The 24,819-nt window shown below is 57.7% G+C and carries 18 protein-coding genes; 6 read left to right on the top strand and 12 right to left on the bottom strand.

Annotation, left to right across the window (positions count from 1 at the left end; translation table 11 throughout):
- Positions 1-3: 3 nt before the first annotated feature.
- Entirely contained in the window at positions 4-936 is a 933-nt protein-coding gene (locus AC0Z7K_RS21095) for a DMT family transporter (protein WP_485615822.1), read from the bottom strand.
- Between the two features lie 190 nt (positions 937-1,126).
- Here AC0Z7K_RS21095 and AC0Z7K_RS21090 point away from each other — a divergent pair, with 190 nt between their 5' ends.
- Complete coding sequence (locus AC0Z7K_RS21090; RefSeq protein ID WP_413528795.1) at positions 1,127-1,618, top strand: Lrp/AsnC family transcriptional regulator; 492 nt, start codon at positions 1,127-1,129, stop codon at positions 1,616-1,618.
- Positions 1,619-1,622: 4 nt separating this feature from the next.
- Here the strand turns inward: AC0Z7K_RS21090 and AC0Z7K_RS21085 are convergent, their stop codons facing one another.
- From AC0Z7K_RS21085 to AC0Z7K_RS21040, 10 genes are all read right to left on the bottom strand, one after another.
- A complete protein-coding gene (locus AC0Z7K_RS21085) occupies positions 1,623-2,459 on the bottom strand; it encodes an AraC family transcriptional regulator (RefSeq protein WP_413528794.1) in 837 nt (278 codons plus the stop codon).
- Between the two features lie 140 nt (positions 2,460-2,599).
- A complete protein-coding gene (locus AC0Z7K_RS21080; protein ID WP_485615820.1) occupies positions 2,600-3,367 on the bottom strand; it encodes a phytanoyl-CoA dioxygenase family protein in 768 nt (255 codons plus the stop codon).
- A 197-nt stretch (positions 3,368-3,564) separates the two neighbouring features.
- On the bottom strand, positions 3,565-3,843 hold the full coding sequence (gene yahO / locus AC0Z7K_RS21075; protein WP_485615819.1) for a DUF1471 family periplasmic protein YahO: 279 nt from the start codon (positions 3,841-3,843) through the stop codon (positions 3,565-3,567).
- A gap of 595 nt (positions 3,844-4,438) precedes the next feature.
- Positions 4,439-5,293 carry a uroporphyrinogen-III C-methyltransferase gene (gene cobA, locus AC0Z7K_RS21070; protein WP_485615833.1) on the bottom strand — a complete coding sequence of 285 codons (855 nt, stop codon included), beginning with the start codon at positions 5,291-5,293 and terminating at the stop codon, positions 4,439-4,441.
- A 23-nt stretch (positions 5,294-5,316) separates the two neighbouring features.
- Entirely contained in the window at positions 5,317-7,986 is a 2,670-nt protein-coding gene (locus tag AC0Z7K_RS21065) for a nitrate reductase (RefSeq protein ID WP_485615818.1), read from the bottom strand.
- Complete coding sequence (nirB, locus tag AC0Z7K_RS21060; RefSeq protein ID WP_485615816.1) at positions 7,983-12,179, bottom strand: nitrite reductase large subunit NirB; 4,197 nt, start codon at positions 12,177-12,179, stop codon at positions 7,983-7,985. Before nirB ends, AC0Z7K_RS21065 begins: the two co-directional genes overlap by 4 nt.
- Positions 12,180-12,200: 21 nt before the next feature.
- On the bottom strand, positions 12,201-12,998 hold the full coding sequence (locus tag AC0Z7K_RS21055; protein WP_485615815.1) for an ABC transporter ATP-binding protein: 798 nt from the start codon (positions 12,996-12,998) through the stop codon (positions 12,201-12,203).
- Between the two features lie 9 nt (positions 12,999-13,007).
- Positions 13,008-13,910 (bottom strand): nitrate ABC transporter permease, encoded by a 903-nt coding sequence (gene ntrB / locus AC0Z7K_RS21050; protein WP_413528788.1) that lies wholly within the window; start codon positions 13,908-13,910, stop codon positions 13,008-13,010.
- 12 nt (positions 13,911-13,922) lie between these two features.
- Positions 13,923-15,185 (bottom strand): CmpA/NrtA family ABC transporter substrate-binding protein, encoded by a 1,263-nt coding sequence (locus AC0Z7K_RS21045; protein WP_485615814.1) that lies wholly within the window; start codon positions 15,183-15,185, stop codon positions 13,923-13,925.
- A gap of 280 nt (positions 15,186-15,465) precedes the next feature.
- Positions 15,466-16,671, bottom strand: a complete 1,206-nt coding sequence (locus AC0Z7K_RS21040) for a nitrate- and nitrite sensing domain-containing protein (RefSeq protein ID WP_485615813.1) — start codon at positions 16,669-16,671, stop codon at positions 15,466-15,468.
- A gap of 171 nt (positions 16,672-16,842) precedes the next feature.
- On the opposite strand from AC0Z7K_RS21040, the gene AC0Z7K_RS21035 reads away from it, so the two are divergent.
- The 5 genes from AC0Z7K_RS21035 (at position 16,843) to fhuB (ending at position 23,707) form a co-directional block, all read left to right on the top strand.
- Positions 16,843-17,379: an RNA polymerase sigma factor gene (locus AC0Z7K_RS21035; RefSeq protein WP_413528785.1), complete on the top strand. Its 537-nt coding sequence runs from the start codon at positions 16,843-16,845 to the stop codon at positions 17,377-17,379.
- Positions 17,372-18,406, top strand: coding sequence for a FecR family protein (locus AC0Z7K_RS21030; RefSeq protein WP_485615812.1), 1,035 nt, complete (start codon positions 17,372-17,374; stop codon positions 18,404-18,406). The genes AC0Z7K_RS21035 and AC0Z7K_RS21030 overlap by 8 nt, the downstream gene beginning before the upstream one ends.
- Positions 18,407-18,523: 117 nt before the next feature.
- On the top strand, positions 18,524-20,875 hold the full coding sequence (locus AC0Z7K_RS21025) for a TonB-dependent siderophore receptor (protein WP_485615811.1): 2,352 nt from the start codon (positions 18,524-18,526) through the stop codon (positions 20,873-20,875).
- A complete protein-coding gene (locus AC0Z7K_RS21020) occupies positions 20,875-21,777 on the top strand; it encodes an ABC transporter substrate-binding protein (protein WP_485615810.1) in 903 nt (300 codons plus the stop codon). The genes AC0Z7K_RS21025 and AC0Z7K_RS21020 overlap by 1 nt, the downstream gene beginning before the upstream one ends.
- Positions 21,770-23,707 (top strand): Fe(3+)-hydroxamate ABC transporter permease FhuB, encoded by a 1,938-nt coding sequence (gene fhuB / locus AC0Z7K_RS21015; protein ID WP_485615809.1) that lies wholly within the window; start codon positions 21,770-21,772, stop codon positions 23,705-23,707. Before AC0Z7K_RS21020 ends, fhuB begins: the two co-directional genes overlap by 8 nt.
- 16 nt (positions 23,708-23,723) lie before the next feature.
- Here the strand turns inward: fhuB and AC0Z7K_RS21010 are convergent, their stop codons facing one another.
- Positions 23,724-24,803 carry a cellulase family glycosylhydrolase gene (locus tag AC0Z7K_RS21010; RefSeq protein ID WP_485615808.1) on the bottom strand — a complete coding sequence of 360 codons (1,080 nt, stop codon included), beginning with the start codon at positions 24,801-24,803 and terminating at the stop codon, positions 23,724-23,726.
- Positions 24,804-24,819: the final 16 nt, after the last annotated feature.

The following is a 24,819-nucleotide window of genomic DNA, read 5'->3' as shown; positions in this document are numbered from 1 at the left end:
GATTTAAATGTTTTCTCCTGCCACGACGGTTTTACCGCTGACCTTTTCGTGTCCTGCCCTGCGCTTCGGGGATTTCATCGTCACAATCAAAATGCCTGACGAAATAATTAACAACCCAGCCGCCAGCGTCACCGTCAGATGTTCACCGAGGAACACCACCGACATCAGCAGGCCGATGACCGGCACACCCAGCATCGCCGTGGACATGCTGGTACTCGACAGCCACATGCTGGCGGCGTTCACCGCCACAAAACAAAACGCAGTAGCGAACGGCCCCATGAATAACAGCGTTTCGATCAACGACGCCGAACCGTCGCCGTCATACGGACCTTCGACAACGCGTGCCAACACGGTAAGCGGTACGCTGGCCAGCAACATTTGCCACGGTGCCAGCTGGTAGGCGCTGCACACACCTTTATGGTGACGCAGGTGCAAAATGCACATCGCCCAGGTGCACGATGCGGTCAGCAGCATCAGGTTGGCCAGCACCAGCGCATGATCGCTCCAGTTAAACGTGATGGGATTGAATAAAACCACGACGCCCGCACCGCCGAGCAGCGTGCCGGTCAGCTGGCGACGTGAAAGCTTTTCCCGGAAAAACAGCACGGCGATCGGTGTCACCCACAGCGGCGTGGTGTAGGCCAGTACCGCCGAGCGGCCCGCCGGGACTTCGGTCATCGCAATCGCGCCGAGCACGGTAAACGTCATCATTTGCAATAACCCGACGCTGACCACCAGCGGCCAGTCCTTGCGTGGCGGGAAGCGTAACTTACCGGTCAACGCCTGAAGCGCGAACAGGCAAAGCCCACCGGTGGCGAAACGTAGTGAAGAAAGCCAGATCGGCGAGACATGCGAAAGACCTGATTTCATCACCGGCCAGTTTGCGCCCCAGACGACAATTGCCCCAATCAGCAGCAAAATGCCCTTCAGTTTCACGCTTTTTTGTTCCTGCGCCGACGCCGTCAAAGATTTCCCCTCAGTTCCCACAATCGTTTCTCCACTGCGAAATGTTATGTGGTAATTTTATCTGGATGTAACGGGGTAATTTCTCCTATTAGTGTAGTGCTAACCTGTTTTATGAGTAATTTTATCTTCCAATTTAGACATTAAAGGATAATTTATCCCGATGAAAAAACTCGACCGGACCGATGTCGCCATTCTTAACTCCATGCAGGAGAATTCGCGGATCACCAATGCAGACCTTGCGCGCTCCGTTAACCTCTCACCGACGCCGTGTTTCAACCGGGTAAAAGCCATGGAAGAGCTGGGCGTGATCCGCAAGCAGGTCACCTTGTTAGAGCCCGCGGTGCTCGGCCTGCACGTGAACGTGTTCATTCAGGTCAGTTTGGAGAAACAGGTGGAAGATGCGCTGAGCGTGTTTGAAAAAGCGATCGGCGACCGCCCCGAAGTGATGGAATGTTATCTGATGACCGGCGATGCGGATTATCTCCTGCGGGTTTTAGTGCCGGATATCCGCGCACTGGAACATTTTATTTTGGACCACCTGACTAAAATTCGTGGCGTCTCTAATATCCGTTCCAGCTTTGCTCTCAAGCAGGTGCGCTACAAAACCGCACTGCCGTTGCCGGCGGAAGGGATAACCCTGAGCAAAAAATAGTGCGCTATGGCAGCTGGCTCAGCCACTGGCTGCGGTACTGCGAAGGGGAACGCGCCGTACTTTTACGAAACACACGGCAGAAATAGTTGCTGTCGACAAAGCCGCAGTGCGTCGCGACTTCTTTGATTTTCAGCTCATAGCCTTTGAGCAGCAGCTTCGCGCGTTCCAGACGAACGTGATTGAGATATTCGCTAAAGCCGATATCGCCGGATTTTCTGAACAAATGAGAGAGATAATTTGGCGTGATGTGAAATCGCTTCGCGACGTTTTCACGCGTCAGCGGCAGGGAGGCATTTTCGTCGATGTACCTTTTCACCACCTCAAACAGCGCCCCGCTGCGGGTCAGCACCTGCGCACGGTTAGACAACTGTTCCTGACAATGGCTAAGCAACCCGGCCATCACGCAGCGGGCGGTTTGCTGATCTTCCGGAATCGAGACGACTTCATTCATCGCCTGAAGCAAAAAAGACCCGACGCGCGGACCAAGGCGCGGCACGCTCTGTTTCTCAGTCCCGGTGAACGATTTTCCATCCCAAAATTGCAGGCTGAAACCGAGTTTTTCCTTACTAAAAAGAATGCTCAGCAACACCGCAGGCTTATCCCAGACGGTCAGATTCCACTTCCCGCCTGGAATATAAATTGCGTCGCCCTGCCTCAGCAGTCCTTTATCCGCCGTGACGTTGCGGTCATGCACTTCGCCTTCGACGACAAATTCGATGCGCGGAAAACTCACCACGCAGGCCAGTTCCGGCGGCGGTTGTAAGGTATCCGGAAACCGGATAGCCAGCGAGCCGCTGCCGGAAACCGAGCGGAAAAGTGTCTCAATCACATTTGTCAGCATCGTGGCCTCCAGGATTTCGGTTTACCATAACATACCCGTAACAACATCGATGTTATGCAGGATCCGGAGTCTGTGACCGCGCGCAAATTGCGAAAATAAAAAAGCCCGACCGTCAGGTCAGGCTTCACAGTGAAGGGTATTCAGAGTACGTCGAGCAGCCACTTTTGCGCAGGCGTCAGGCGGTTAGCGGTTTCAGGCTTCAGCCATTTACGCTGATCCTGCTGCTGCATATCCTCACGATCGATATACAAACTGTGCAGCACCCGTCGGCGCGTACCGATAGTGTTATTGGTGCCGCCATGCCAGGCATGCGCGTTGTAAATCATCACGCTGCCCGCAGGCGCTTCGAACACCACTTCATCGGGATGTGGCAAACCACAATCGGCCAGCACGTCCTCCGGCAGCTCCGGGCGGTGATGCGTACCGGGGATAATGCGCGGCGCACCATTGGCGGCGCTGAGATCATCAATCGCGATAATAGCGTTCACCAGATGCACCTTAGGAAAATCCGGGCGCGGCTTTTTCCAGTCTGCATGAAGGGGCTGATGCCCGCCGTGGTGCAGTGCTTCCCGGCCATTCAGGCTGGAGACTTTGAACGGCCCCTGAAAAATATGGCGGCACACGGACAGGATCAGCGGATGTGCCCACGCCTTTTCCCACACCGTTCCCTTATTGATCATGTTCGCGATGCGGGTCGCCGTGGCCTCCTGATGATGTTCCACCGCCAGATTATCGCCCTCTTTTTCTACCAGCGAATCAAATGCGGTACGCATATCTTCCAGCCAGTCTTTGTCGATAACATCATGAATCACTACGTAACCTGTGGTCTCCAGCTCATCAAGCTGTGCCGGTGACAACGTCTGATCGGCACCCAGCGCGTTGAGATACTGTTCGGATGAATGGTTCATTTTTCGCCTCGTCAGTTAACGTTTCAGTAACATTAAAGTACGGGGAAATGTAGAGGAATAAACGATGAAAATCCTACGGAGATCTGGAGAAATGTGGGATCAGGGAGGGAATGTGATGGGTCTTTATGCAAATTCAAAAAATAAAACGCCCATATTTAAATGGGCATTTTGTACAACATGAATGGTGGAGTTAATGATTACTTTTTCTTATAAACGTCGGCGGTGCCGTGAATTTTATTATTGGTATTGCCGGAAGTTAACACGAAAATGTCACCGCCTTTTTTATCGGCTTGTTTAGACAGATCTTCGAGAGCACCTGACTGCGACGTTTTATTGGACGTAGTGACAGAACCCACTTTGGTGTACTGAGATTCCACTTTTTCGAAATCAACTTTCTTCATCAGTTCAGCAGCAAACGCACTGGAAGAGATAAACGCCGTTAACGCCACAGCCAGCAATGCATGATGTTTTTTCATTTAAGCCTCTGATTGTAATTACCCAGTAAAAATAACGAATGTAGGCTAACCCTACGTCTGTTTATAATAACCCTGTTAAGCAATAAACTCGCTGATAAACAACGGGATCTTACCTCTACTAAGTACTAGATGACGAAAGGAAAAATTTCAAGGAAAAACTAAAAATTTAAAAAATGATTCGTAAGAAAATCTGCTTATGACTACACACTGAAATAAAGACACATCAGGCACTCCCATAAAATTGTGAGGCGCTTGGCGTTTTTAATATTATTGGTTGGCTATTTTTTAAAATGCCGCCGGGGGGCGATCCTATATTTCTGCTGAACGAAGTCGCCTCTGTTCCGCTCTCCTATCTCATTTCCCGCACTTGAATAGCTACTATTGTTCTTTTACATCCTCCCTCCCTGACTTCAATAATCCTTGTTAACAAAGTGTGTCAAAAAATGGGAAAACAAGTGGGAGAACGTTTGTGTTTGCTGGAAAAAAGTCCGCAAGACGATCACGAGGATGCCGTAAAACCCTGCCGCTGCGCGGTGCCCTGCTTTTACTTCTCCCCCAGCGAAGGCGGAGGCTGGGAGGGGTATTTCAAACGACGTTAAACCGAAGCGTGCGCCATTCTGCTGCTGAGAGCGTCAGTGCCTCGCTCCGCCACCTGAGAATAAGTTTTAACCCCCTTCTCCCCGCGATACATCGCCACCACTTCCCCGACGATCACCAGCGCGGGCGTTTCCACGTGATGCTCCGCCACCAGTTTCGGCAGTTTTTCCAGTGTTCCGATGATCACCCGTTGCTCCGGCTGGGTGCCGCGCTCGATCACGGCCACTGGCGTTGATGCCGAAAGCCCATGCGCGGTGAGTTGCTGGCTGATATTGCCGCTGTTAGCGATCCCCATGTAGAACACCAGCGTCTGACGCGACATGGTCAGTTTTTCCCAGTCAATATCCTGTTCGCCCTGTGCGCAGTGTCCGGTAACAAACCGCACCGACTGTGCCAGATTACGATGCGTGAGCGGGATGCCACTCACAGCAGCGCAACCCATCGCGGCGGTGATGCCCGGCACAATGTGGCAAGTCACGTCATGGTTCTGACAGTGCGCCATCTCTTCGCCGCCGCGCCCGAAGACAAACGGGTCGCCGCCCTTCAGGCGCACTACACGGTGCCCGGCCTGCGCCAGTTCCACCAGAAGCTGGTTGATTTCCGCCTGCCCCAGCGTGTGATTGCGTGTCGATTTACCCACGTCAATGCGCAGTGCATCCGCCGGGATCAGTGCCATAACCGGCTCCGAGACCAGCCGGTCGAACACCACCACGTTTGCCTGCTGGATCACCCGCAGCGCTTTTAGCGTCAGAAGTTCCACGTCCCCTGGCCCTGCGCCGACCAGCCACACTTCGCCGCGACACACCGGAGTACGCATGTTTCCCTGAGCGATGATCTGAGAAATCTGATGCATCTGTAATGACTGTTCGAAGAGGTTCATTGGTTTTCTCCCGCCGTCAGCGTGATGAGCTGACTGGCTATGATTTTTTTCAGTTCAGGAATACATGAGCCACAGTTAGTGCCGCATTTAAGCTGTGCGCCTAGCTGCTGTACGCTGTGACGCCCCTGCCGAACGGCGTCCACAATGGCGATTTCACCGACCGCAAAACAGCTGCAAATCATTGCACCGGTCGGGGCTTTACCCCCTGCGGCCAGGCCTGCCAGCAGCGCCAGACGTTGTTGCGCGGTGCCCGGTGGCTGCGTAAATGCGGCGACGACCACACTCCGGTCGGGAACGGGGCGCTGGCGGTGGGCGTAAAACGCCAGCTGTAACTCACCGTCTGACCATGCCAGCAGGTTAAAACCTTCGTCGCCAAGACGGGCAGACTGGCACACCCAGCGGTGCGTACCGAAATGTTCACTGAGCCACGTCGCCCAGTTTTCCGGCAACGAGGAGTCAGCAAGCGTGTAATGCGTAACGCCCGGCTGGGTGATGCGGCTCCAGTAGGCCGTTGCGGGCGGCGTCAGATGATCTTCCTGGCTACCGCGCACAAACACCTCGGCCTGCCAGGCCGCTTTCCAGCGGCGCAGACTGACCGGCATATGTTTGCTTTCCGGCTGCCCTGAAAGCGGATCGGTATGCGCTTCAATCAGTGCATCCACTCTGGCCTGCTGGCTGAACTGGCTGTTCCAGTGCATCGGCACAAATACGCTGCCGCGCGGTTGCAGGCCATCAGGCTGGGCGCGCAGCAATAACCAGCCGTGCGATGAGGCAACGCGCACCAGATCACCGGGCTGAATATCCGGGGCATCCGCCGGATGAAACTGGCAAAACGGTTCGCTGATATGCTGCATCAGGCGGGCGGATTTACCGGTACGCGTCATCGTATGCCACTGGTCGCGTACCCTGCCGGTGTTCATGATAAGCGGCGCGGCGGCGGTAGGCTGATTGACTGGCAGTCGCGGTGTAATGGCGATCAGCCTTGCTTTGCCGTCAGAGTGGAAGAAGCGCTTGTCGTGGAACAGTCGCACGGTGCCTTGAGGTGTCCTGGCATTAACCGGCCACTGCACCGGCAGCAATTCATCCCACTGCTGATTGGAAAGCTGCGCCAGCCCGCTGATATCAAAGGCGCGGGAACCGTGATTCTCGAAACCCGACAGTGCCGCGTGTTCGCGGAAAATCTCTGCCGGATGCTGATAGTCAAAGGCGTCAGCAAACCCTAAACGCTGTGCGACCTGGCTGAGGATCCACCAGTCCGCTTTGGCCTCGCCCGGTGCGGGCAGAAAGGCGCGCTGGCGCGAAATACAGCGCTCAGAGTTGGTGACGGTGCCATTCTTTTCGCCCCAGCCAAGCGCAGGCAGGCAGATATGCGCCGCGCGGGTGGTATCGGTTTCGCGCATAATATCGGAGACGATCACCAGCGGGCACCGCGCCAGCCCTGCGCGCACGCGGTCGGCGTCGGGCAGCGAGACCAGCGGATTGGTGCCCATGATCCACACGGCTTTAATGTCCCCCGTTTCAATGGCGCGAAACAGATCTACGGCGTTAAGTCCGGCCGACGTTGTGACGTTGTCACTCCTCCAGAACCGTCCGACTCGCCCGATCTCTTGCGGTGTGAACCCCATGTGCGACGCCAGCTGATTCGCCAGCCCGCCCACTTCGCGCCCGCCCATCGCATTTGGCTGTCCGGTAATCGAAAAAGGTCCGCAACCTTCGCGGCCAATTTTGCCGGTCGCCAGATGCAGATTGATGATGGCGTTGCATTTATCCACGCCGGAGCTGGACTGATTGATGCCCATCGAATAGAGCGTCACCAGCCGGTCACTGTCGGCGATGGTCTGATAAAACGCCAGCAGCTGCGCCGTTGTCAGGCCACAGAAGGTGGCGGTTTTTGCCACCGTCCAGTCCTGTACGGAGAAGAGCGTTTCGTCAGCGCCCTGCGTGTGGTCGTGCAGAAACGTCCTATCCAGTTTGCCGCTTTGCGCCATAGCGTTCAGCGCCCCGCAAAACAGCGCAGCGTCGCTGCCGGGGCGAAGCGGAAGATGTAAATCAGCAATGTCGCAGGTTGCGGTCTGACGCGGGTCGATGACGATAATACGCATCTGTGGCCGCTCTTTTTTCGCCTGCGCCAGCCGCTGATAGACCACCGGATGCGCCCAGGCGGTGTTCGACCCGGTGAGGATCACACAGTCGGCAAGTTCCAGATCCTGATAACTGCACGGCACGGCGTCCGCGCCGAATGCCCGCTTGTATCCGACCACCGCCGAGGCCATGCACAGCCTTGAGTTGGTATCCATATTTCCCGCGCCGATAAAGCCTTTCATCAGCTTGTTGGCGACGTAATAATCTTCCGTCAGCAACTGCCCGGAGCCATAAAACGCTACCGCCTGCGGGCCAGATTCGCGGATCACGTCCCGTAATCCGTTGGCCACCGCGTCTAACGCCTGTGACCAGCTGACCGGCTGACGGTTAATCTCAGGCCGGAGCAAACGCCCTTCTAAATTCAGCGTCTCGCCGAGCGCGCTGCCTTTAACGCACAGCCGGCCGAAATTAGCCGGATGCATCGCCTCTCCGCTGGCGGTAAATCCTTCCTCCCGTGGCTGCATGCTGACGCCACAGCCGACGCCGCAATAGGCGCAGGTAGTAGAAATCGCGTTTTTTTTCATAGACTGACCGTCTCGATGATATCGGGCGCGCGGGCGACGCGGTTCACCGGATGCTCCTGCACCCAAACCCGGCCGCCGTCCACTTTCACCGGCCAGACGCTCAGGGTGTTTTGGGCATCGTCAATGCTGCTGCCATCGAGCAACCGGAACCGCTGTTTGTACAGGGGCGAAATCACCACCGGTTCGCCTTTCACGTCGCCCACCAGCCCGCGTGCCAGCACATTGGCATCGCTGTCCGGCTCGTGGTTGCTGAGGGCAAACACCTGCTGAGGATGATTCGGCAGATGGAACAGCGCAATCTGCCGGTTTGCCAGCCGCGCGGCCATGCCCGCGTTGGCCGGGATCTCGCTCAGTTCACAGAGATCAACCCAGCCCTGCATTGCCATGACCGGCTGATTGATCACCACCTGCGGCAGCGCCGCGCGCTCTTGCGATGTCGCGGGTCTTAGCTGCTGACGCTCTTCGACCATCACTACCGCCTCGTCCGGCTGGTCGCTGTTGACGAAGGGCCGGAACAGCGCCAGACGATCGGGATCGGCCAGCGTGGTCTGCCATTCGCACTGATACGTGCCGACCACCGCGTTCATTTCGCTTTCCAGTTCAGCGCCTATGTTCAGGCTGTCTTCCAGCACTACCTGACGCAGATAATCCATGCCGCCTTCGAGATTATCCATCCAGGTGCTGGTGCGTTGCAGACGGTCGGCGGTGCGGATATAGAACATCAGGAAACGATCCACGGTGCGGATTAACGCTTCCGTACTCATGTCCTGCGCCAGTAAATCAGCGTGACGCGGCTTCATGCCGCCGTTACCGCAGACGTAAAGGTTCCACCCCTTTTCGGTGGCGATCACGCCGACGTCTTTACTCTGCGCTTCGGCACATTCGCGGGTACAGCCGGAGACGGCCATTTTGATTTTGTGCGGCGAGCGCAGACCTTTGTAGCGGCTCTCCAGCTGCAGCGCCAGCGCCGTGGAATCCTGCACGCCATAGCGGCACCAGTTGGAACCGACGCAGGATTTCACCGTGCGCAGCGATTTCCCATAGGCGTGGCCGGTTTCGAATCCGGCGTCCACCAGGTGCTGCCAGATCTCCGGGAGCTGTTCCAGACGTGCGCCAAACAAATCGACCCGCTGTCCGCCGGTGATTTTGGTGTAGAGGTTGTAGCGTTTGGCGACCAGACCGATGGCGATCAGCCCGTCGGGTGTGATCTCCCCGGCAGGCACGCGCGGCACCACGGAATAAGTGCCATCTTTCTGAATATTGGCGAAGTAGCGATCGTTGGTGTCCTGCAACGGCAGGTGCTGCGGTTTAAGCAGATAGTCGTTCCAGCACGAGGCCAGAATCGATCCGACCAGCGGTTTGCAAATTTCACAGCCGTGCCCATGGCCGTGCCTGTCGATCAGTTCGTCAAAGCTGCGGATATTGCCCATACGCACAAGGTGATAAATCTCCTGTCGGGAATAGGCGAAATGCTCGCAGACGTCTTTTTTCACTTCGACGCCCATTTCGGTCAGCGCAAACTCCATCACCTGTTTGGTCAGTGCCGCACAGCCACCGCAGCCGGTAGCCGCTTTGGTGCAGGATTTGATGGCCGCCATATCCCCACAGCCACCTTTGACTGCCTCACAAATATCCGATTTGCTGACGTTGTGGCAGGAGCAGATTTGCGCGCCGTCGGGTAAGGCCGCAACGCCCAGACTGTGCGGTGCGGCGCCGGATCCGGCGGGTAAAATTAACCCCTCAGGGCGGGCAGGCAGCGGCATATCGTTGAGCATCATTTGCAACAACGTGCTGTATTCGTTGCTGTCACCCACCAGCACCGCGCCGAGCAGGCGTTTGCCATCCTGCGAAACCACGATTTTTTTGTACACGTCCGCCGGACCGTCCACCCAGCTATAACTCTGACTGCCCTCCGTGCGGCCATGTGCATCCCCCACTGACGCCACTTCGACGCCGAGGAGCTTCAGTTTGGTACTCATGTCCGCGCCTTTGAATGCCACCTCACTGCCAGAGAGCGTGTCCGCCAGCGTGCGCGCCATCTGATAACCCGGCGCAACCAACCCGAAAATCTGGCCGTTCCACAGCGCACATTCGCCGATGGCGAAAATGGCCGGATCCGAGGTGCGGCACTGGTCATTAATCACGATGCCGCCACGCGGTCCGACCTCAAGCCCGCACTCTCTGGCCAGCTGATCGCGCGGGCGGATACCGGCGGAGAACAGCACCAGATCGGTCTCCAGATGACTGCCGTCAGCGAACTGCATACGGTAATGCTGCGTTTCCCCCGCAACAATTTCGCGCGTTTCTTTACCGGTGTGAACCTGCACGCCCAGCGCTTCAATCTTACGACGCAACATCGCCGCCCCGCCTTCATCGAGCTGAACCCCCATCAGCCGGGGCGCGAACTCCACCACATGCGTTTGCAGGCCAAGATGTTTCAGCGCATTGGCCGCTTCCAGCCCGAGCAGACCACCGCCGACCACCACGCCGATTTTTCCCTGTTCCGCGCAGCTCTGAATCGCCGCCAGATCCTCGAGCGTGCGGTAAACCAGACAGCCCGGCGCATCATTGCCCGGTATCGGCGGCACGAACGGATAAGAACCGGTGGCCAGCACCAGCAAATCGTAAGCGGTTTGCCGCCCCTGACGGTCGACCACAAATCGGTGTTGGGTATCAATATGTTCAATACCGTGCGCCAGGCGCAGCTCAATGCCGGTCGATTCGAAAAAGCCGTCTTCCACCATCGACAATGATTCCGCGCTGCGGCCGGAAAAAAACTCGGAAAGATGCACACGGTCATAGGCCGGTGACTTTTCTTCAGCAAAAACAATCACCTGATATTGCAGATGCAGTTCGCGTTCGACCAGTTGTTGCAGAAAATGGTGGCCGACCATGCCGTGTCCGGCCATGACTAATACGGGTTTTGACATGACATTGCTCCTCGCTACCTCATGGGATAACGGTTCTTTAAAAGGGATAAGAGTGGGTGCAGGCGTTTCATCGGGATTAAAAACGCTCAGCTGTGACGGCTGACGCTGTGGATTGCCAAGTCGTGAGAAATAATCCGGCCCGTCGCTGATATCGCCCCACAGCAGCACGCCTTTCAGCTGATTGTCGCGCAGCAACAGGCGGCGGTAGTGGCCGTCGAAGGGGTCGAACGTGCTGTGAATTTGGGCCTGCGCATCGGCAAGCAGTTCACCGGCACAAAACAGATCGATACCGGTGACCTTCAGCCGCAGTGGGACGTTCTGCACCGTAAAGGGCTCGGCATCAACGCCCGTCAGCCGGGCGGCCAGCGTTTCAGCCTGCTGCAAACACGGGGCGACCAGTCCGAAGGTCAGTTCACCCAGCTGGCAGCATTCGCCGATGGCCGAAATGTTTGGATCGGAGGTTTGCAATGTATCGCTGACCCGAATGCCGCGCGCACATTCCAGCCCGGCAGCCTGCGCCAGCGCGATATCAGGGCGCACACCGGCGGCGACCACCACCCGCTGTGCCGCCAGCTCGCGGCCGTCGTGCAGTTTTACCGCCTGAACGCTGCCGGTATTACGGCCGAGATACGCCAGGGTATTGGCCTGTAACACCGTTTCAATACCGCGCGACAACAGACTGACGCGCAGCAGCTCACCGGCATGTTCATCAAGCTGTTGATCCATCAGATGTGGCCCGCGGTGCAAAATACAGACCTGCATACCACGCAGCGCCAGCGCAGCCGCCGCCTCCACGCCTAGCACCCCGCCGCCAATCACCACGGCCGGTTGTCCGGCGTGGTGACCGCACAGAATCTGTTCGACGTCCCGTTGCGTGCGAAATCCGTGAATGCCCGGCAAATCCGCGCCCGGCAACGCAGGCATGAAAGGCCGCGAACCGGTCGCGATCACCAGATGGTCATAGCGCAGCAAGTGCCTGCCGACGGTGACGGTGCGGGCCACACGGTCAATGTGCGTGACCGGATCCCCCAATTTTAGCGTGACGTTGTAACGGTCAAACCATTGCGCGTCGTGCGTGACGATATCGTTAAAACATTTCTCGCCCGATAACACCGGCGTCAGCAGAATGCGGTTGTAAGCGGGTTGCACTTCGTCACCGATGATAACCATGCGATATCGCGACGGTGCCCGTTCACACAGTTTTTCCACCAGTCGCACGCCTGCAATGCCGTTGCCAATGACCACCAGAACCGGTTTTTCCATTGCGCTCACCCCGCCACTGAATCAGGCCACGGCCTGATGTTTTTCATATAGGAATTTCAGCACCTGCTGACGGTACTGGTGAAACAGCGGATCGTTGGCCAGCGCCAGCCGTGAACGCGGGCGTTCCAGGGCGACCTGCAAGACTTCACCGATTTTCGCCGCCGGGCCGTTGGTCATCATCATCACGCGATCAGACAGCAGCACCGCTTCGTCCACGTCATGGGTGATCAGTAAAATGGTGGTTTTCAGGCGCGACTGAATTTCCATCACCGCATCCTGCAGATGTGCACGGGTTAAGGCGTCGAGCGCGCCGAAGGGTTCGTCCATCAGCAGCACTTTAGGTTTCATCGCCAGCGCACGGGCGATGCCCACGCGCTGCTTCATACCGCCGGAAATCTCACCGGGCCGCTTGTGCAGTGCATGCCCCATGTGTACCAGTTCCAGATTGTGTTCGATCCAGTCATGCATTTCGCTTTTGCTCATCTGGCCTTTGAATACCTGATGTACCGCAAGCGCAACGTTGTCGTAGGTGGTCAGCCAAGGCAGCAGCGAATGGTTTTGAAACACCACCCCGCGCTCCGGGCCGGGGCCGTTGATTTCGCGGTTATCGCACAGCAGGACGCCTTCGCTCGGGGAGCTCAGCCCTGCAATCAGGTTCAGCAAGGTGGATTTTCCGCAGCCGGAATGACCAATCAGGCTGACGGTTTCGCCCTGCTCAATATCAAAACTGACGTTATCGAGCGCCAGAAACGGCCCTTTGGCGGTGGAGAAAGTCTGCGTAACGTTTTCGACGCGGATAATAGCTTGGTCTTTTTTCATGTCAGGCTCCTAACGGTTTTCGTAGCTAAAACGGCGGGCAATGGCCATCAGCCCCTGCTCCAGCACCATGCCCACCACGCCAATCAGCAGGATCGCGATGATGATGTTTTCCACGTTGAGGTTGTTCCATTCGTTCCAGATCCAAAAACCGATGCCCACGCCGCCGGTCAGCATTTCTGCCGCGACGATCACCAGCCATGCGATACCGATCGACAGGCGAACGCCGGTGAGGATGTACGGCAGCACGGCGGGAAACAGGATTTTGCGCATCACGGTAAACTCGCTGAGTTTCAGGACGCGGGCGACGTTGAGGTAATCCTGCGGAATGCGCATCACGCCTTCGGCGGTATTGAGGATCATCGGCCAGATCGAACAGATAAAAATGGTCCACGCCGAGGCCGGTTCTGCACGCTGAAACAGCAGCAAACCAATGGGCAGCCAGGCCAGCGGGCTGACCGGGCGCAGCAGGGAAATAATCGGATTAAGCATGTTGGCGATAAACCGGAAGCGGCCAATCAGGAATCCGGCCGGAATGCCGACCAGCGCCGCCAGCCCGAACCCCATCGCCACACGTTTGAGCGACGCCAGTACGTTCCAGCCAATGCCCACGTCATTGGGTCCGTCGATGTAAAACGGATCGGCAAAAATGATTTTCGCGGCTTCCCAGGTTTTCAGCGGCGTCGGAAAACCTTTGCTGCTGAGCGCGGCAATCTGCCAGAGCACAATCAGCACGACGGCACCCAGAACGGCAGGCACCGCTTTTTGCGTCGCGCGGCGCAGCAATTCGCGGGCTTTACCGACCTGATGCGATTTTGGCCGTGGCGCGGCGGGCGCAGTTTTCAGGGGAAGAATTTCCGCACTCTCCGGCTCAGCGGCCAGCGCGACGACGTTGGTTTTGGAGTTCACAGACATTTTCGGCCTCACTTAGCGTTTCATGGCAAAACTGTTGGCGTATTCAGCAGGGTGACTGCCGTCCCAGACTTTCCCGTCAAACAGCGTGCTGCTGCGCATATCGCCGGAAGGCAGATTGATGCCGCCCACCGCCGTGGCTGCCTGTTTGTAGATGTCGCTGCGGTTGATCTTTTTCGCGACCGCCAGGTAGTCCGGATCGGCATCGAGAAGGCCCCAGCGTTTGTGCTGCGTCAGGAACCACATACCGTCAGAGAGATACGGATAGTTGACCGCGCCGTCGTTGAAGAACCGCATGCTGTGGGCGTCTTTCCATTTTTTGCCCAGCCCGTTGTCGTATTCGCCGAGCATCCGTCCGGAAATGGTGTCTGCGGAGGTGTTGATGTAAGCGCGTGCCGCCACAACCTGCGCGGTTTCCCTGCGGTTATCGTCGCTGGTGTCGATCCACCGGGAGGCGTCGAGCACCGCAGCGGTCAGCGCACGTGCAGCATTGGGATTGGCGGCAACCCATGAGGAAGTGGTACCCAGTATTTTTTCCGGATGATCGGGCCAGATATCCTGCGTGGTGGCGGCGGTAAAACCGATGTCATCGAGAATGGCGCGCTGGTTCCATGGCTCACCGACGCAGTAGCCGCTCATATTGCCGATTTTCATGTTCACCACCATTTGCGGCGGTGGCACGACTACGTTGCGCACATCGTTAAACGGGTGGATCCCGGCGTTCGCCAGCCAGTAGTAAAGCCACATGGCGTGCGTGCCGGTCGGGAATGTTTGTGCAAAGGTGTAAGTTCCTTTGGCGCTGGCATCGACCACTTTTTTCAGCGAGGCCGCATCGGTGACACCGGCCTGCTTCAGCTGACTGGAGAGCGTGATCGCCTGACCATTGTTGTTTAGCGTCATCAGCATCGCCATGTCGTGTTGCGGGCCGGACACGCCGAGCTGCAATCCGTACACCAGCCCGTACAAAACGTGCGCGGCGTCGAGCTCGCCGGAGACCAGTTTGTCGCGCACCGACGCCCAGCTGGACTCTTTGCTCGGAATGATTTTGATGCCGTACTTCTCATCAAACTTCCTGACCGCTGCCATCACCACGGAGGCGCAGTCAGTCAGCGGAATAAAGCCTACGCGGATCTCTTTTTTCTCCGGCGCATCGGAACCCGCAGCCCAGACGCTGTTCATAAAGCCCGGCATCATCATGCTGCCGCCCAGTGCTGCACTGCCTGCCAGAAAGCGGCGGCGGGAAAATCGACCCGGTAATGTGTTGTTGTTTTGCGTCATTACAGCTTCCTGTTGATAGAAATTAAGCAAAAAAAAAGCGTCCGGTTAGCGCTCAGTTTCCTGAACGCTAACGGACGCCTTTATCCGAAATGCTGACTAAACCGCCATTGGCTTAGTGCTTATGTCAGTAGAATAATGCAGCTTGTGTGCCAACTTGCTGTCACGCTTTAAAATCAGTCAATCAGGCCGTTCCGACGCGCAGTGCCGTCAGGTGCTGCACCGCCACAGCACGTGATGCACATCACAATGGCACACACAGAGTGCAGCTACTCCTAAAGGGTTATCGACGAGATTTGGCCATCACCCCTTCCACCGAGAGCATGGCTTCGGCTATCTCGGACAATTTTTTGTTCTGGTTCATCGCCAGATCACGCAGGGTCTTATGTGCCTGTGGCTCAGTCATGCCGTGATGCTGCATTAGCAGGCCCTTGGCACGTTCGACCAGCTTGCGGTCGGAGAGCGTGGTGCGCAGCCCGGCCAGTTCGGCGTCCAGCGCCTGTAGCTGACGGGACTGCTGCTCGACCAGTTCAAGGACAGAACGGCTCAGCTGCGGTGGGATCAACGCCGCATAATGGCTGTCCTGACGCGGTATCAGGTCGATCTCCTGCTGCTGTAATTCTCCGGCGATCTCCGCGTCACGGATGCGCTGACGGCAGCACTCCATCAGGATCTCTTCCAGCAAATCTTCGACGATTTTCATGCCATCAATGCGCGAAGTGGTCACGTCAAACCAGCGCAAAGCTTCATCGGCGGGCTTTGCACGGGTACAGGCGATACGTCGAAAACGCTCGAACTCGCTGCTGTCGGCACACAGTTGCTGTTGCCATAGCGCCAGCGCGCGCGCATCAGCAAATTCCGTGAAGGTCTGAAAACACCGCTCCTGACCTTCAATCAGTTCCACCAGTTGCTGGTGCGCAGAATCATCAAAGTGCTGCGCGGTAAAGCCCGCCGCACCCAGCGCACGCTCCTGCCCGGCCAGCTCCTTCCCCTGCATAAAGCTGAACATGGCGAGCAGCGCCCGTGATACCGAAGGATCGCCGGAGGTATCCGCGGCCTCAAACACCAGCGCCAGATGAGTGCGGATCACCGCGCTGTAGCGGCTCATTGCTTCGGGCTGACTGATGCTCAGCGTCTGAACCTGCTGGCGCAAAGTCGGCAAGGTACTCAGGCTGTGTAATACGGCCGCAATGCGACTGAATAACCGCGACGCATTCGCCAGTGCCGGGCCGTTCAGATCCAGCGCGGTAAGCTGCCGGTTCACCTCCTGTTCTGCCCCCTGCACCTGAAACGCCCGTTCGCTCAGACGATCCCCCCAGGTTTCACCCTGCGAGCACAAATAGATATTGGCCGTTCCCCGTTCGCGTTGCAGAACGTGAATCAGCTGACTGACCGCGCCCACCAGCTTGCCCATTTGCAACAGCTGTTGCAGGCCGGCGATTTCACTTCTCTTAGAGGCCAGTACAAAATCGAGAGCGTTAAAGGTCATGGTAAAAACCTGAGCAGAAGAAGAATAAAAAGGAGAGTGCAAGAAGTGTGCCGGGTGGGGAAATGTTCAGATCGGGTATATTTATTTCGAGAATGATTATCATTTAAGAATGAACTTACCGGCGGTTTGTGCGTAATATACGCCTCATCGCTATCATCCTCAGAGAATCAAGTGCCTGCTTTCGAGAAGTATTACACTGAATTATATCGGTTTATCAACCGGAAGCTTCGTGACCGCGAACATGCAGAAGACATGGCGCAGGAAACGTTTATCCGGGCGCTGACGGTGACGGAGCCTGTCCGATCGCACCGCAGCCTGCTGTACCGCATTGCTAAAAATTTGCTGGTCGATCACTATCGTCGCCCGGAGATTTCATCTGCTGACGCCTCGGAAGAAACGGATGCGGAGCATTTTGCTGCGCCCTCTTATCTTCAGCCTTACGAATTAATTGAAGAAAATCAGTATACTGAGCTGATGACCAACACTATCGAAGCCTTGCCGCCGCGATGCCGCGAAGCCTTTATACTGCACCGCTTTGACGGGCTGTCGCAGAAAGACGTCGCCCGTCAGATGGGCATTTCCATCAACATGGTCGAGAAGCATATTATTCGCGCCATGCTGGCCTGCCGGAGCAGTAACGATCTCTGGCAGCAGGAGCACAGCGGCAGGAACGCCAGTCATAAAAATAAGGATGGCCGTAATGAATAGCGCCATTACCGGGCAAATGTCGTCAGAAGAACAGGCCACACGCTGGCTGACCCGCCAGCAGGACGGATTGTCCGCCAGCGAGCAGCGGGAATTTAGGGCATGGCTGGGACAGGCGGGCAACGCCGCGTGTTATGAGTCCATGCAGAAGCTGTGGCAGCGCGTCGGGGATTTACCGCAGGAAAACGTTGCGCGCCTGCGGGCTTCATTGCCTTCTGCGCCGCAGAAAATACCGCGCCGCGCCTTCTGGCAAAGTGCCTGCATCGCCGCCGCCCTGTGCGCCGTGCTGATCTGGCCTGCGTGGCAGTATGTCGCGCCGCCGGTGATGACCACCCAACTGCATACCGGTCGCGGTGAAACTCAGCAGATCACCCTGCCCGACGGCACCGTGCTGAACCTTGATGCCGAAACGCAAATCCAGGTGGCGTATTACCCGCTGCGGCGGGAAGTTACTCTGAGCAAAGGTCAGGTCTGGTTTCAGGTTCAGCATCTGGAAGATAAGCCGTTTGTGGTGCTGAGCGGCCCGTCGCGCGTCACCGTTTTGGGCACCCAGTTCAGTGTGCGCTATATCCCGCAGTCGATGAGCGGCGACGGCATAGACGTCGCGGTCGGCAGCGGCGCGGTGCGCGTCGGTCCGCGCGCCTGGCTGGACGATGTCCGCTGGCGGGCGATGGCACGGCTGGATATGAACGCCCACGACCGGCATCTGATGGTGCTGCGCGCCACTCAGCGGGTGACCAGCGACGCCCGGGGTAATCTGACCCGCCAGTTGCCGGTGGCACCGGACACCATCGCTGACTGGCGTCAGTCGCGCATCAATTTCAACAATACGCCGCTGGATCTGGCGCTGGCTGAATTTTCCCGCTACGGCGACATACCTTATAGACCGGCCTCCGCCGACATCGCCGGATTGCGCGTCAGCGGCAGTTTCAACGTGCATCGCCCTGACAGCTTTGCCCGCGCACTGCCGAAAGTGCTGCCGGTGAAGATCACCTCCCAGGCGGGGGAAACCCGGATCGAGAAGCGCTGATCTGCCTGCGTAAAAAAAAAGTAAAAATATTCACAAGACGACGTCAGGGTTTTGGCGTCTGTCTCGTCTTCAGAAAGGATAATGATTCTTATTTGATTTATTTCTGGGGAAAATTGCATGACCATTTTTACTTTCTATCAGGGTGCCCGCGTTAAATCCGGCCTCGCCGCACTGGCGTTAGGCGTCTGTTCACCGGTCGCCGTGGCGCAGGCCGCCGCGCTGCACGTCTCGTTGCCAGCACAGCCTTTGATCACTTCACTGAATGCACTGGCGCAGCAGGCCGGTGTGCAGCTGATTGCCGCACCCGCCTCTGTCGCCAATAAAAATGCGCCCGGGGTGCAGGGAGAGATGACGCTGGAGGCCGCGCTCGCCCGCCTGTTAGGCGGCAGCGGTTTGGGCTACAGCATCGACAATGGCATCGTGGTGGTCGCGCCGCAGCCTGCCGGAGCCGATACCCTGACCGTCACCGGACAATCCAGCCCGTATTCCAGTGTGCCGCAGCAAACCAGCTCCGCTACCAAAACCGACACGCCGCTGCTGGAAGTGCCGCAGTCGGTCTCGGTCGTGACCCGCGAACGAATGGATCAACAGAACGTGCAAAGCGTCACCGAAGCGCTGCGTTATGTGCCGGGCGTTAAAACCGAAACCTACGGCGTCGATCCTAAGGGCTATGACTGGATTTACATCCGCGGATTCAACGCCCTGACCACCAACGATTACCGCGACGGGCTGCGCCAGCTCAACAACAGTTACAGCTATTTCCGCACCGAACCGTATGCGCTGGAACGCATTGATATCGTGCGCGGGCCGTCGTCCACCCTGTTTGGTCTGGGAGATGCGGGCGGGATCGTCAACCGCGTCAGCAAACTGCCCTCCGCACAGGGCGTGCACGATGTGGAACTGGAACTGGGCAATTTCAACCGCCGTCAGGCGCAGTTTGATATGAGCGACAAAATTGACGACGACAGCCATTATCTGTATCGCGTGATTGGCGTTGCCCGCGACAGCGATACCCAGTTTCAGTACCGCGACGGCCCGGATGTGGAAGACAACCGCGTGTACCTCGCGCCCTCTTTTACCTGGTTACCGGATGCCGACACCAGCCTGACCGTGCGTGCCGATTATCTGCGAGACACTTCCGGCGGCACCATCGCCGTGCTGACCAAACCAGGCGGAAAAGTCACGGATACCCTGCTGGGCGATTACAGCTACAACCGTTTTCGTCAGGAACAGTTCACCTTCGGCTATGAGCTGAGCCATCAGTTCAACGATACGTTCCAGTTCCGCCAGAATGTGCGTTACGGGCAAACCGACACCATTCTCAATAACCTGCTGCCCGGCTCGGTCAATTTCACCACCGGCACGGTATCGCGCAACGCCATTCGTTTTGATGAACACATGAATGCGTTCAACCTCGATAACCAGTTGCAGGCCGATTTCTCGACCGCCTCCGTCACGCACCGCCTGTTAACCGGACTTGATTACAGCCGCCTTGACGGCAATGCCAAACGTTTCGGCGCGGTCGCACCGACGCTGGATATCTACAATCCGGTATATGGCCTGAACATCGCCGATCCGACCTACGCGCTGAACAATAATGATCAGACCACCGCGCAGCTCGGCCTGTATATGCAGGATCAGATTTCACTGACGCCAAAATGGTTGCTCACCTTAGGGGGGCGCCACGATGACATCAGCATGCGCACGCAAAATAATCTGAACGACAACACCAGCTGGCTGGATAAAAGCGCCTGGACCGGTCGTGCAGGGCTGACCTATCTGGCCGAAAATGGCCTCGCGCCGTACATCAGCTACGCCGAATCCTTTGTGCCGAACAGCGGTACCGACAGCAAAAACCGCACGTTCGATCCGAGCAAGGCGCACCAGTATGAAGTCGGGGTGAAATATCAGCCGGACGCCAGCATGCTGTTGACGCTTGCCGCGTTTGATATCACCAAAAGCAACGTGCTGACCAACGAGATCGTCAACAACGTGATCACCGGTTATCAGGTGGCGTCCGGCGAAGTCCGCTCACGCGGGATCGAAGCGGAAAGCACGGTGAAACTGACGCAGAATCTCGATGTGCTGGCGTCGTACACCTATACCGAAACCGAAATCACCGCCAGCAACAACGGCGATCGCGGTAACGAGCAGGCCAACGTGCCGAAACATATGGCCTCCACCTGGCTGAACTACGGCTTTCATCAGGGCGTACTGGATGGCCTGATGCTGAGCACCGGCGTGCGTTATGTCGGCAGTATGTACGGCGATAATGCCAATACGGTGCCGGTGAAAAACTTCGCACTGGTGGATGCGGGCGCGAAATATCAGGTGAATAAACATGTATCCGTCGGGTTTAACATTCAGAACCTGTTGGATCACGACTATGTCGGCACCTGTGACGACGACACCAGCTGTTATCCGGGACAGGAACGCACGTTCATCAGCTCGCTGAAATACAGCTTCTGATGCCAGGTCTGTTACTCACCCGTCGTGACTGCCTGAAGGCGTTGCTGGCGCTGCCGCTGCTAAATGCACCGGCGGCGCTGGCCGCGCCCTCACCTCACCGCATCGTCGCCATCAACTGGCTGGCCGCAGAAACTCTGCTGTCGCTGGGCATCACGCCGCTGGCGGTTTCCGACGGCGGCTATTTTCGCCGTCGTATCGCCACACCCGTTTTACCGGCCAGTGTTCAAGATATCGGCCCCTTTTGGGAGCCGAATCTCGAACTGGTCGCCGCGCTCAGGCCGACGCTTATCCTGAGCGATATGCTCGCCCCCGCCATGCTCGACAGCCTGCGCCGCATCGCACCCGTGCAGGTGGTGTCGGTCTATCCGCCCGTTGGTCCGCTCTGGCAGACGCTGCTGGCGTTTACCGGCGAACTGGGGTCGACACTCGATGTAACAGAAAAAGCGGCTCAGATAATCCATGACGCTAATCTCGCCATCGCACAATGCAAACAACGGCTTAAACCGGCAGAAGGACAACGAGTGCTGGTTGCCGTGCGCAGCCAGGACGGTAAATACGTGACGGTCTACGGCGCGAACAGCCTGCCCGATGCGCTTCTCACACAACTCGGACTGCGCAATGCGTGGACGCTGCCGGTGGGCGCGATGGGCACCGCTAACGTCGGCGTCGGAAAGCTGCTTTCTTTAGAGGCCGACTGGCTGTTTTACACCGAACTGCCGACCACGCTGACCCGCGTTTCCCGACTGCGCCAGCCGGACGGATTGTGGCAACAGTTGCCGCTGGTCGCCGCTGGCCGCGCGCGCGAACTGTCACACTTCTTCCCGTTTGGCGGGCTCGCTACGGCAGTCAGTCTGGCGCAGCACATCACGGCGGTGCCCGGCGAGGTTAATCGCCATGCATAAACTTTCCCGTTTCGTCTTTCCGTGGCTTTTGGCCCTGTCACTGATGCTGATATGTGCGTTTATGCTGTTCAGTAACCTTTCGCGCCTCCAACATAATTCACCGGCCACCGCCAGCCTGCTGTTGCATTACAGTTTTCTGCCACGACTGGCGACAGGTATCCTTGCCGGAATGGCGCTGGCGCTGGCAGGACTGCTCTTTCAGCAGGTGCTGCGTAATCCGCTGGCCGAACCGGCGACGCTCGGCATTGCCGCCGGTGCCAATCTGGCGATGTCCGCCAGCATCATTGTGTTCCCCGGTTTACTGTTCTTTGGCCTGACCAATCTGGCACTGGCGGGCGCGGCGCTGACCGCGCTGGGACTTTATTTTCTGATTGCCCGGCAGGGGCTGGATCCGCTGAAAGTGATCCTCACCGGCATGGTGATCAGCCTGTACGGTAACGCCATCAACACGCTGATGGTGCTGTTCAATCACGATTATCTCAGCGATTTATTCAGCTGGCAGGCCGGTTCACTCAGCCAGAGCGGCTGGCAACCCACGCAGTTTTTGCTGCTGCCGGTGCTGGCGCTGATGGCGATGAGCGCCCTGCTGGCGAGGCCACTGATGCTGATCGGCCTGTCGGATCAAAGCGCCGGGGCACTCGGCGTGTCGGTGATAAAAGTCAGGATCGCTACCCTCGCCGTTGCCGTGGCGCTCAGCGCACTGGTGACCAGTCAGATTGGGATTATCGGCTTTATCGGGCTGGCCGCGCCCGCCCTGATCCGCCTGACGGGCATACGGCAATTCCGGTATCAACTGTTGTGGGTACCGCTCTGCGGGGCGTTGTTACTGACGCTGGTCGATCAGCTGGCGCAATTTCTCTCGCCTGCCGGTGGGGATTTACCGACCGGTGCGCTGTCGGGCTTACTCAGCGCACCGCTGATGCTGGTTCTGCTGTTCCGCCAGCGCAATCCGCTGATCACGCCGTCGCCTTTCAGCGCGCCGCCCGGCAGAGTACTGACACGCGCACATCTGGCAGGATTACTGCTGATCTTGCTGGGGGGGATCGCCGTCTCGCTGTTGCTCAACCGGTCGCCGGAGGCATCCGCGTTCTGGCCGCTGCTGGAATGGCGCTGGCCGCGAATGCTCGGTGCACTCAGCGCAGGCGCGATGCTGGCGGTGGCGGGCGTGCTGATCCAGCGCCAAAGTGGCAATCCGCTTGCCAGCCCTGAATTGCTTGGCATCAGTAGCGGTGCCTCGCTGGTAGTAGTGCTGATGGTAATTCTGTTCAATCAGCCGCTGGCAAACCTGTTTCCGGCAGCGCTGGCGGGCAGTTTGCTGGCGACGAGCCTGCTGTTTATGTTCGGGCTGCGTTCGCGCTTTCAGCCACAGTCCATGGTGATGGTCGGATTGTGTCTCACTAACCTGAGCATGGCGCTGAGCATGCTGCTGCTGATGAGCGGCGATCCGCGCGCGATGATGCTGCTCAACTGGAGTACCGGCTCAACGGCGGGTATCACCGCAGATCGTGCATTGTGGGGCGCGGGTCAGGCGCTGGTGCTTATCCCGCTGGCGTTGCTGTTACAACGCTGGGTGCAATTGCTCAGCCTCGGGCATCCGACTGCACGGGCGCTGGGCGTCGGGCTGCGGCGCAGCAATATGCTGATTTTACTGCTCGCGGCGGCGCTGACGGCGGGCGGCACCTTGCTTATCGGCCCGCTGAGTTTTGTCGGACTGATTGCGCCGCAGCTGGCGCGTTACAGCGGCGCGTTTCATTTCCGGTCACAGTGCCTGGTCGCGGCGCTGTATGGCGGTTTGCTGATGGTGATCTCCGACTGGCTCGGCCGAAATATCGCCTGGCCGTGGCCGGTTTCCGCCGGGTTACTCTGCGCCCTGATCGGCGCACCCTGGTTTTTATGGCTGCTGATGAAATCGGGAAGCATGCAGCGTTAAGCTGATATGGGGTGGATTATTTCATGCGCGTCAGACGCCCTACCAGATCCATTTCGGCATGCCGGAACGGAATTCCGTACTCATCCAGTACGTCGTGAAACCAGAGATGGGCGTAATCCTGATTGCCCTTGCGCACTGACGGCCACGGCAGCGTGGTCTGAGTTTTACCCCGCACCAGCCCCCACTGATAGCATCCGGCGTTGAGCGCGCAAAACAGCGGCAACTGTTCTTCGACCACACTGCCGACGTGGCGCGCCAGCCATTCGGTACACAGCACCGGACGGTGGAATTTTTGCCAGAAACGCAGCACCTGAAGCATTTTCGGCGTCGCCACGTAAGCGTGGAAGCTGATGATGTCCGAAAGCTCTGCCGCCGCGACGTCTATCGGATGGGCGAAGAACTCGCTTTCCGGCTGATCGGGATCCTGCGAGAGATGCCATGCGCCGACGGTCAGCGGCGCATCAGGATTTTCCTCCCGCGCCCAGACAAACGCCTTTTGCATCAGTTCCAGCGCAAACACTTCCAGCTTTTCATCGTACATCACCTCATCCAGCCCGGTGGCAAAAGTGCCGCGATTACCCGGTTCGTTATACAAATCCCAAATCGCGATGCGCGGGTCAGTGCGGAAATGGCGGATCACGTCGCGCACATACCGTTCTACTTCCGGCCACATGTCGCGGTTGCATACCACATCGCGTCCGGGACTGGCCGCCGCCTGACTGTTATGCTTGCCGGGTTCCGGCGCTTTTTGCGGCCCGGGGAAAGGTTCATCACCGGAAAATCCGCAGTCATCCATCAGCGTCAGCATCACTGCTATCTGATGTTGACTGGCGAGGCTCAGAAACTGATCGATGCGCGCCAGCAGGCCATCGCGATCCCCCTGCCAGACAATAAACGGCAGATTAATCCGCAGCTGGTTGTAGCCCGCCTCTTGCGCCCAGCCGAGTTCCTGATCGATGGTCGCCGCATCAAAGGTTTCTCGCTGCCAGAGTTCCGTCCAGTTCACCGCCGTGCGCGGCAGATAGTTAAATCCGCAGATCCAGCCTTGCTGTTTTCCCCATTCTGCCGCCTGCTGTTGACTCCATTGTTCTTTCATATCCTTCTCCCTGCGT

The sequence above is a fragment of the Rahnella sp. 1L-D-7-B-C2 genome, assembly GCF_057290995.1.
This window is presented reverse-complemented; position numbering and strand designations above follow the sequence as displayed.

Coding starts and splice junctions, on each gene's coding strand:
- ntrB (WP_413528788.1), bottom strand. CDS start 13,910: ATGTCTGTGAACTCCAAAACCAACGTCGTCGCGCTGGCCGCTGAGCCG.
- AC0Z7K_RS21080 (WP_485615820.1), bottom strand. CDS start 3,367: ATGAACCATTCATCCGAACAGTATCTCAACGCGCTGGGTGCCGATCAG.
- AC0Z7K_RS21065 (WP_485615818.1), bottom strand. CDS start 7,986: ATGAAAAAAAACGCGATTTCTACTACCTGCGCCTATTGCGGCGTCGGC.
- AC0Z7K_RS21055 (WP_485615815.1), bottom strand. CDS start 12,998: ATGAAAAAAGACCAAGCTATTATCCGCGTCGAAAACGTTACGCAGACT.
- cobA (WP_485615833.1), bottom strand. CDS start 5,293: ATGCATCAGATTTCTCAGATCATCGCTCAGGGAAACATGCGTACTCCG.
- fhuB (WP_485615809.1), top strand. CDS start 21,770: ATGCATAAACTTTCCCGTTTCGTCTTTCCGTGGCTTTTGGCCCTGTCA.
- AC0Z7K_RS21025 (WP_485615811.1), top strand. CDS start 18,524: ATGACCATTTTTACTTTCTATCAGGGTGCCCGCGTTAAATCCGGCCTC.
- AC0Z7K_RS21045 (WP_485615814.1), bottom strand. CDS start 15,185: ATGACGCAAAACAACAACACATTACCGGGTCGATTTTCCCGCCGCCGC.
- AC0Z7K_RS21085 (WP_413528794.1), bottom strand. CDS start 2,459: ATGCTGACAAATGTGATTGAGACACTTTTCCGCTCGGTTTCCGGCAGC.
- nirB (WP_485615816.1), bottom strand. CDS start 12,179: ATGGAAAAACCGGTTCTGGTGGTCATTGGCAACGGCATTGCAGGCGTG.
- AC0Z7K_RS21030 (WP_485615812.1), top strand. CDS start 17,372: ATGAATAGCGCCATTACCGGGCAAATGTCGTCAGAAGAACAGGCCACA.
- AC0Z7K_RS21020 (WP_485615810.1), top strand. CDS start 20,875: ATGCCAGGTCTGTTACTCACCCGTCGTGACTGCCTGAAGGCGTTGCTG.
- yahO (WP_485615819.1), bottom strand. CDS start 3,843: ATGAAAAAACATCATGCATTGCTGGCTGTGGCGTTAACGGCGTTTATC.
- AC0Z7K_RS21090 (WP_413528795.1), top strand. CDS start 1,127: ATGAAAAAACTCGACCGGACCGATGTCGCCATTCTTAACTCCATGCAG.
- AC0Z7K_RS21010 (WP_485615808.1), bottom strand. CDS start 24,803: ATGAAAGAACAATGGAGTCAACAGCAGGCGGCAGAATGGGGAAAACAG.
- AC0Z7K_RS21040 (WP_485615813.1), bottom strand. CDS start 16,671: ATGACCTTTAACGCTCTCGATTTTGTACTGGCCTCTAAGAGAAGTGAA.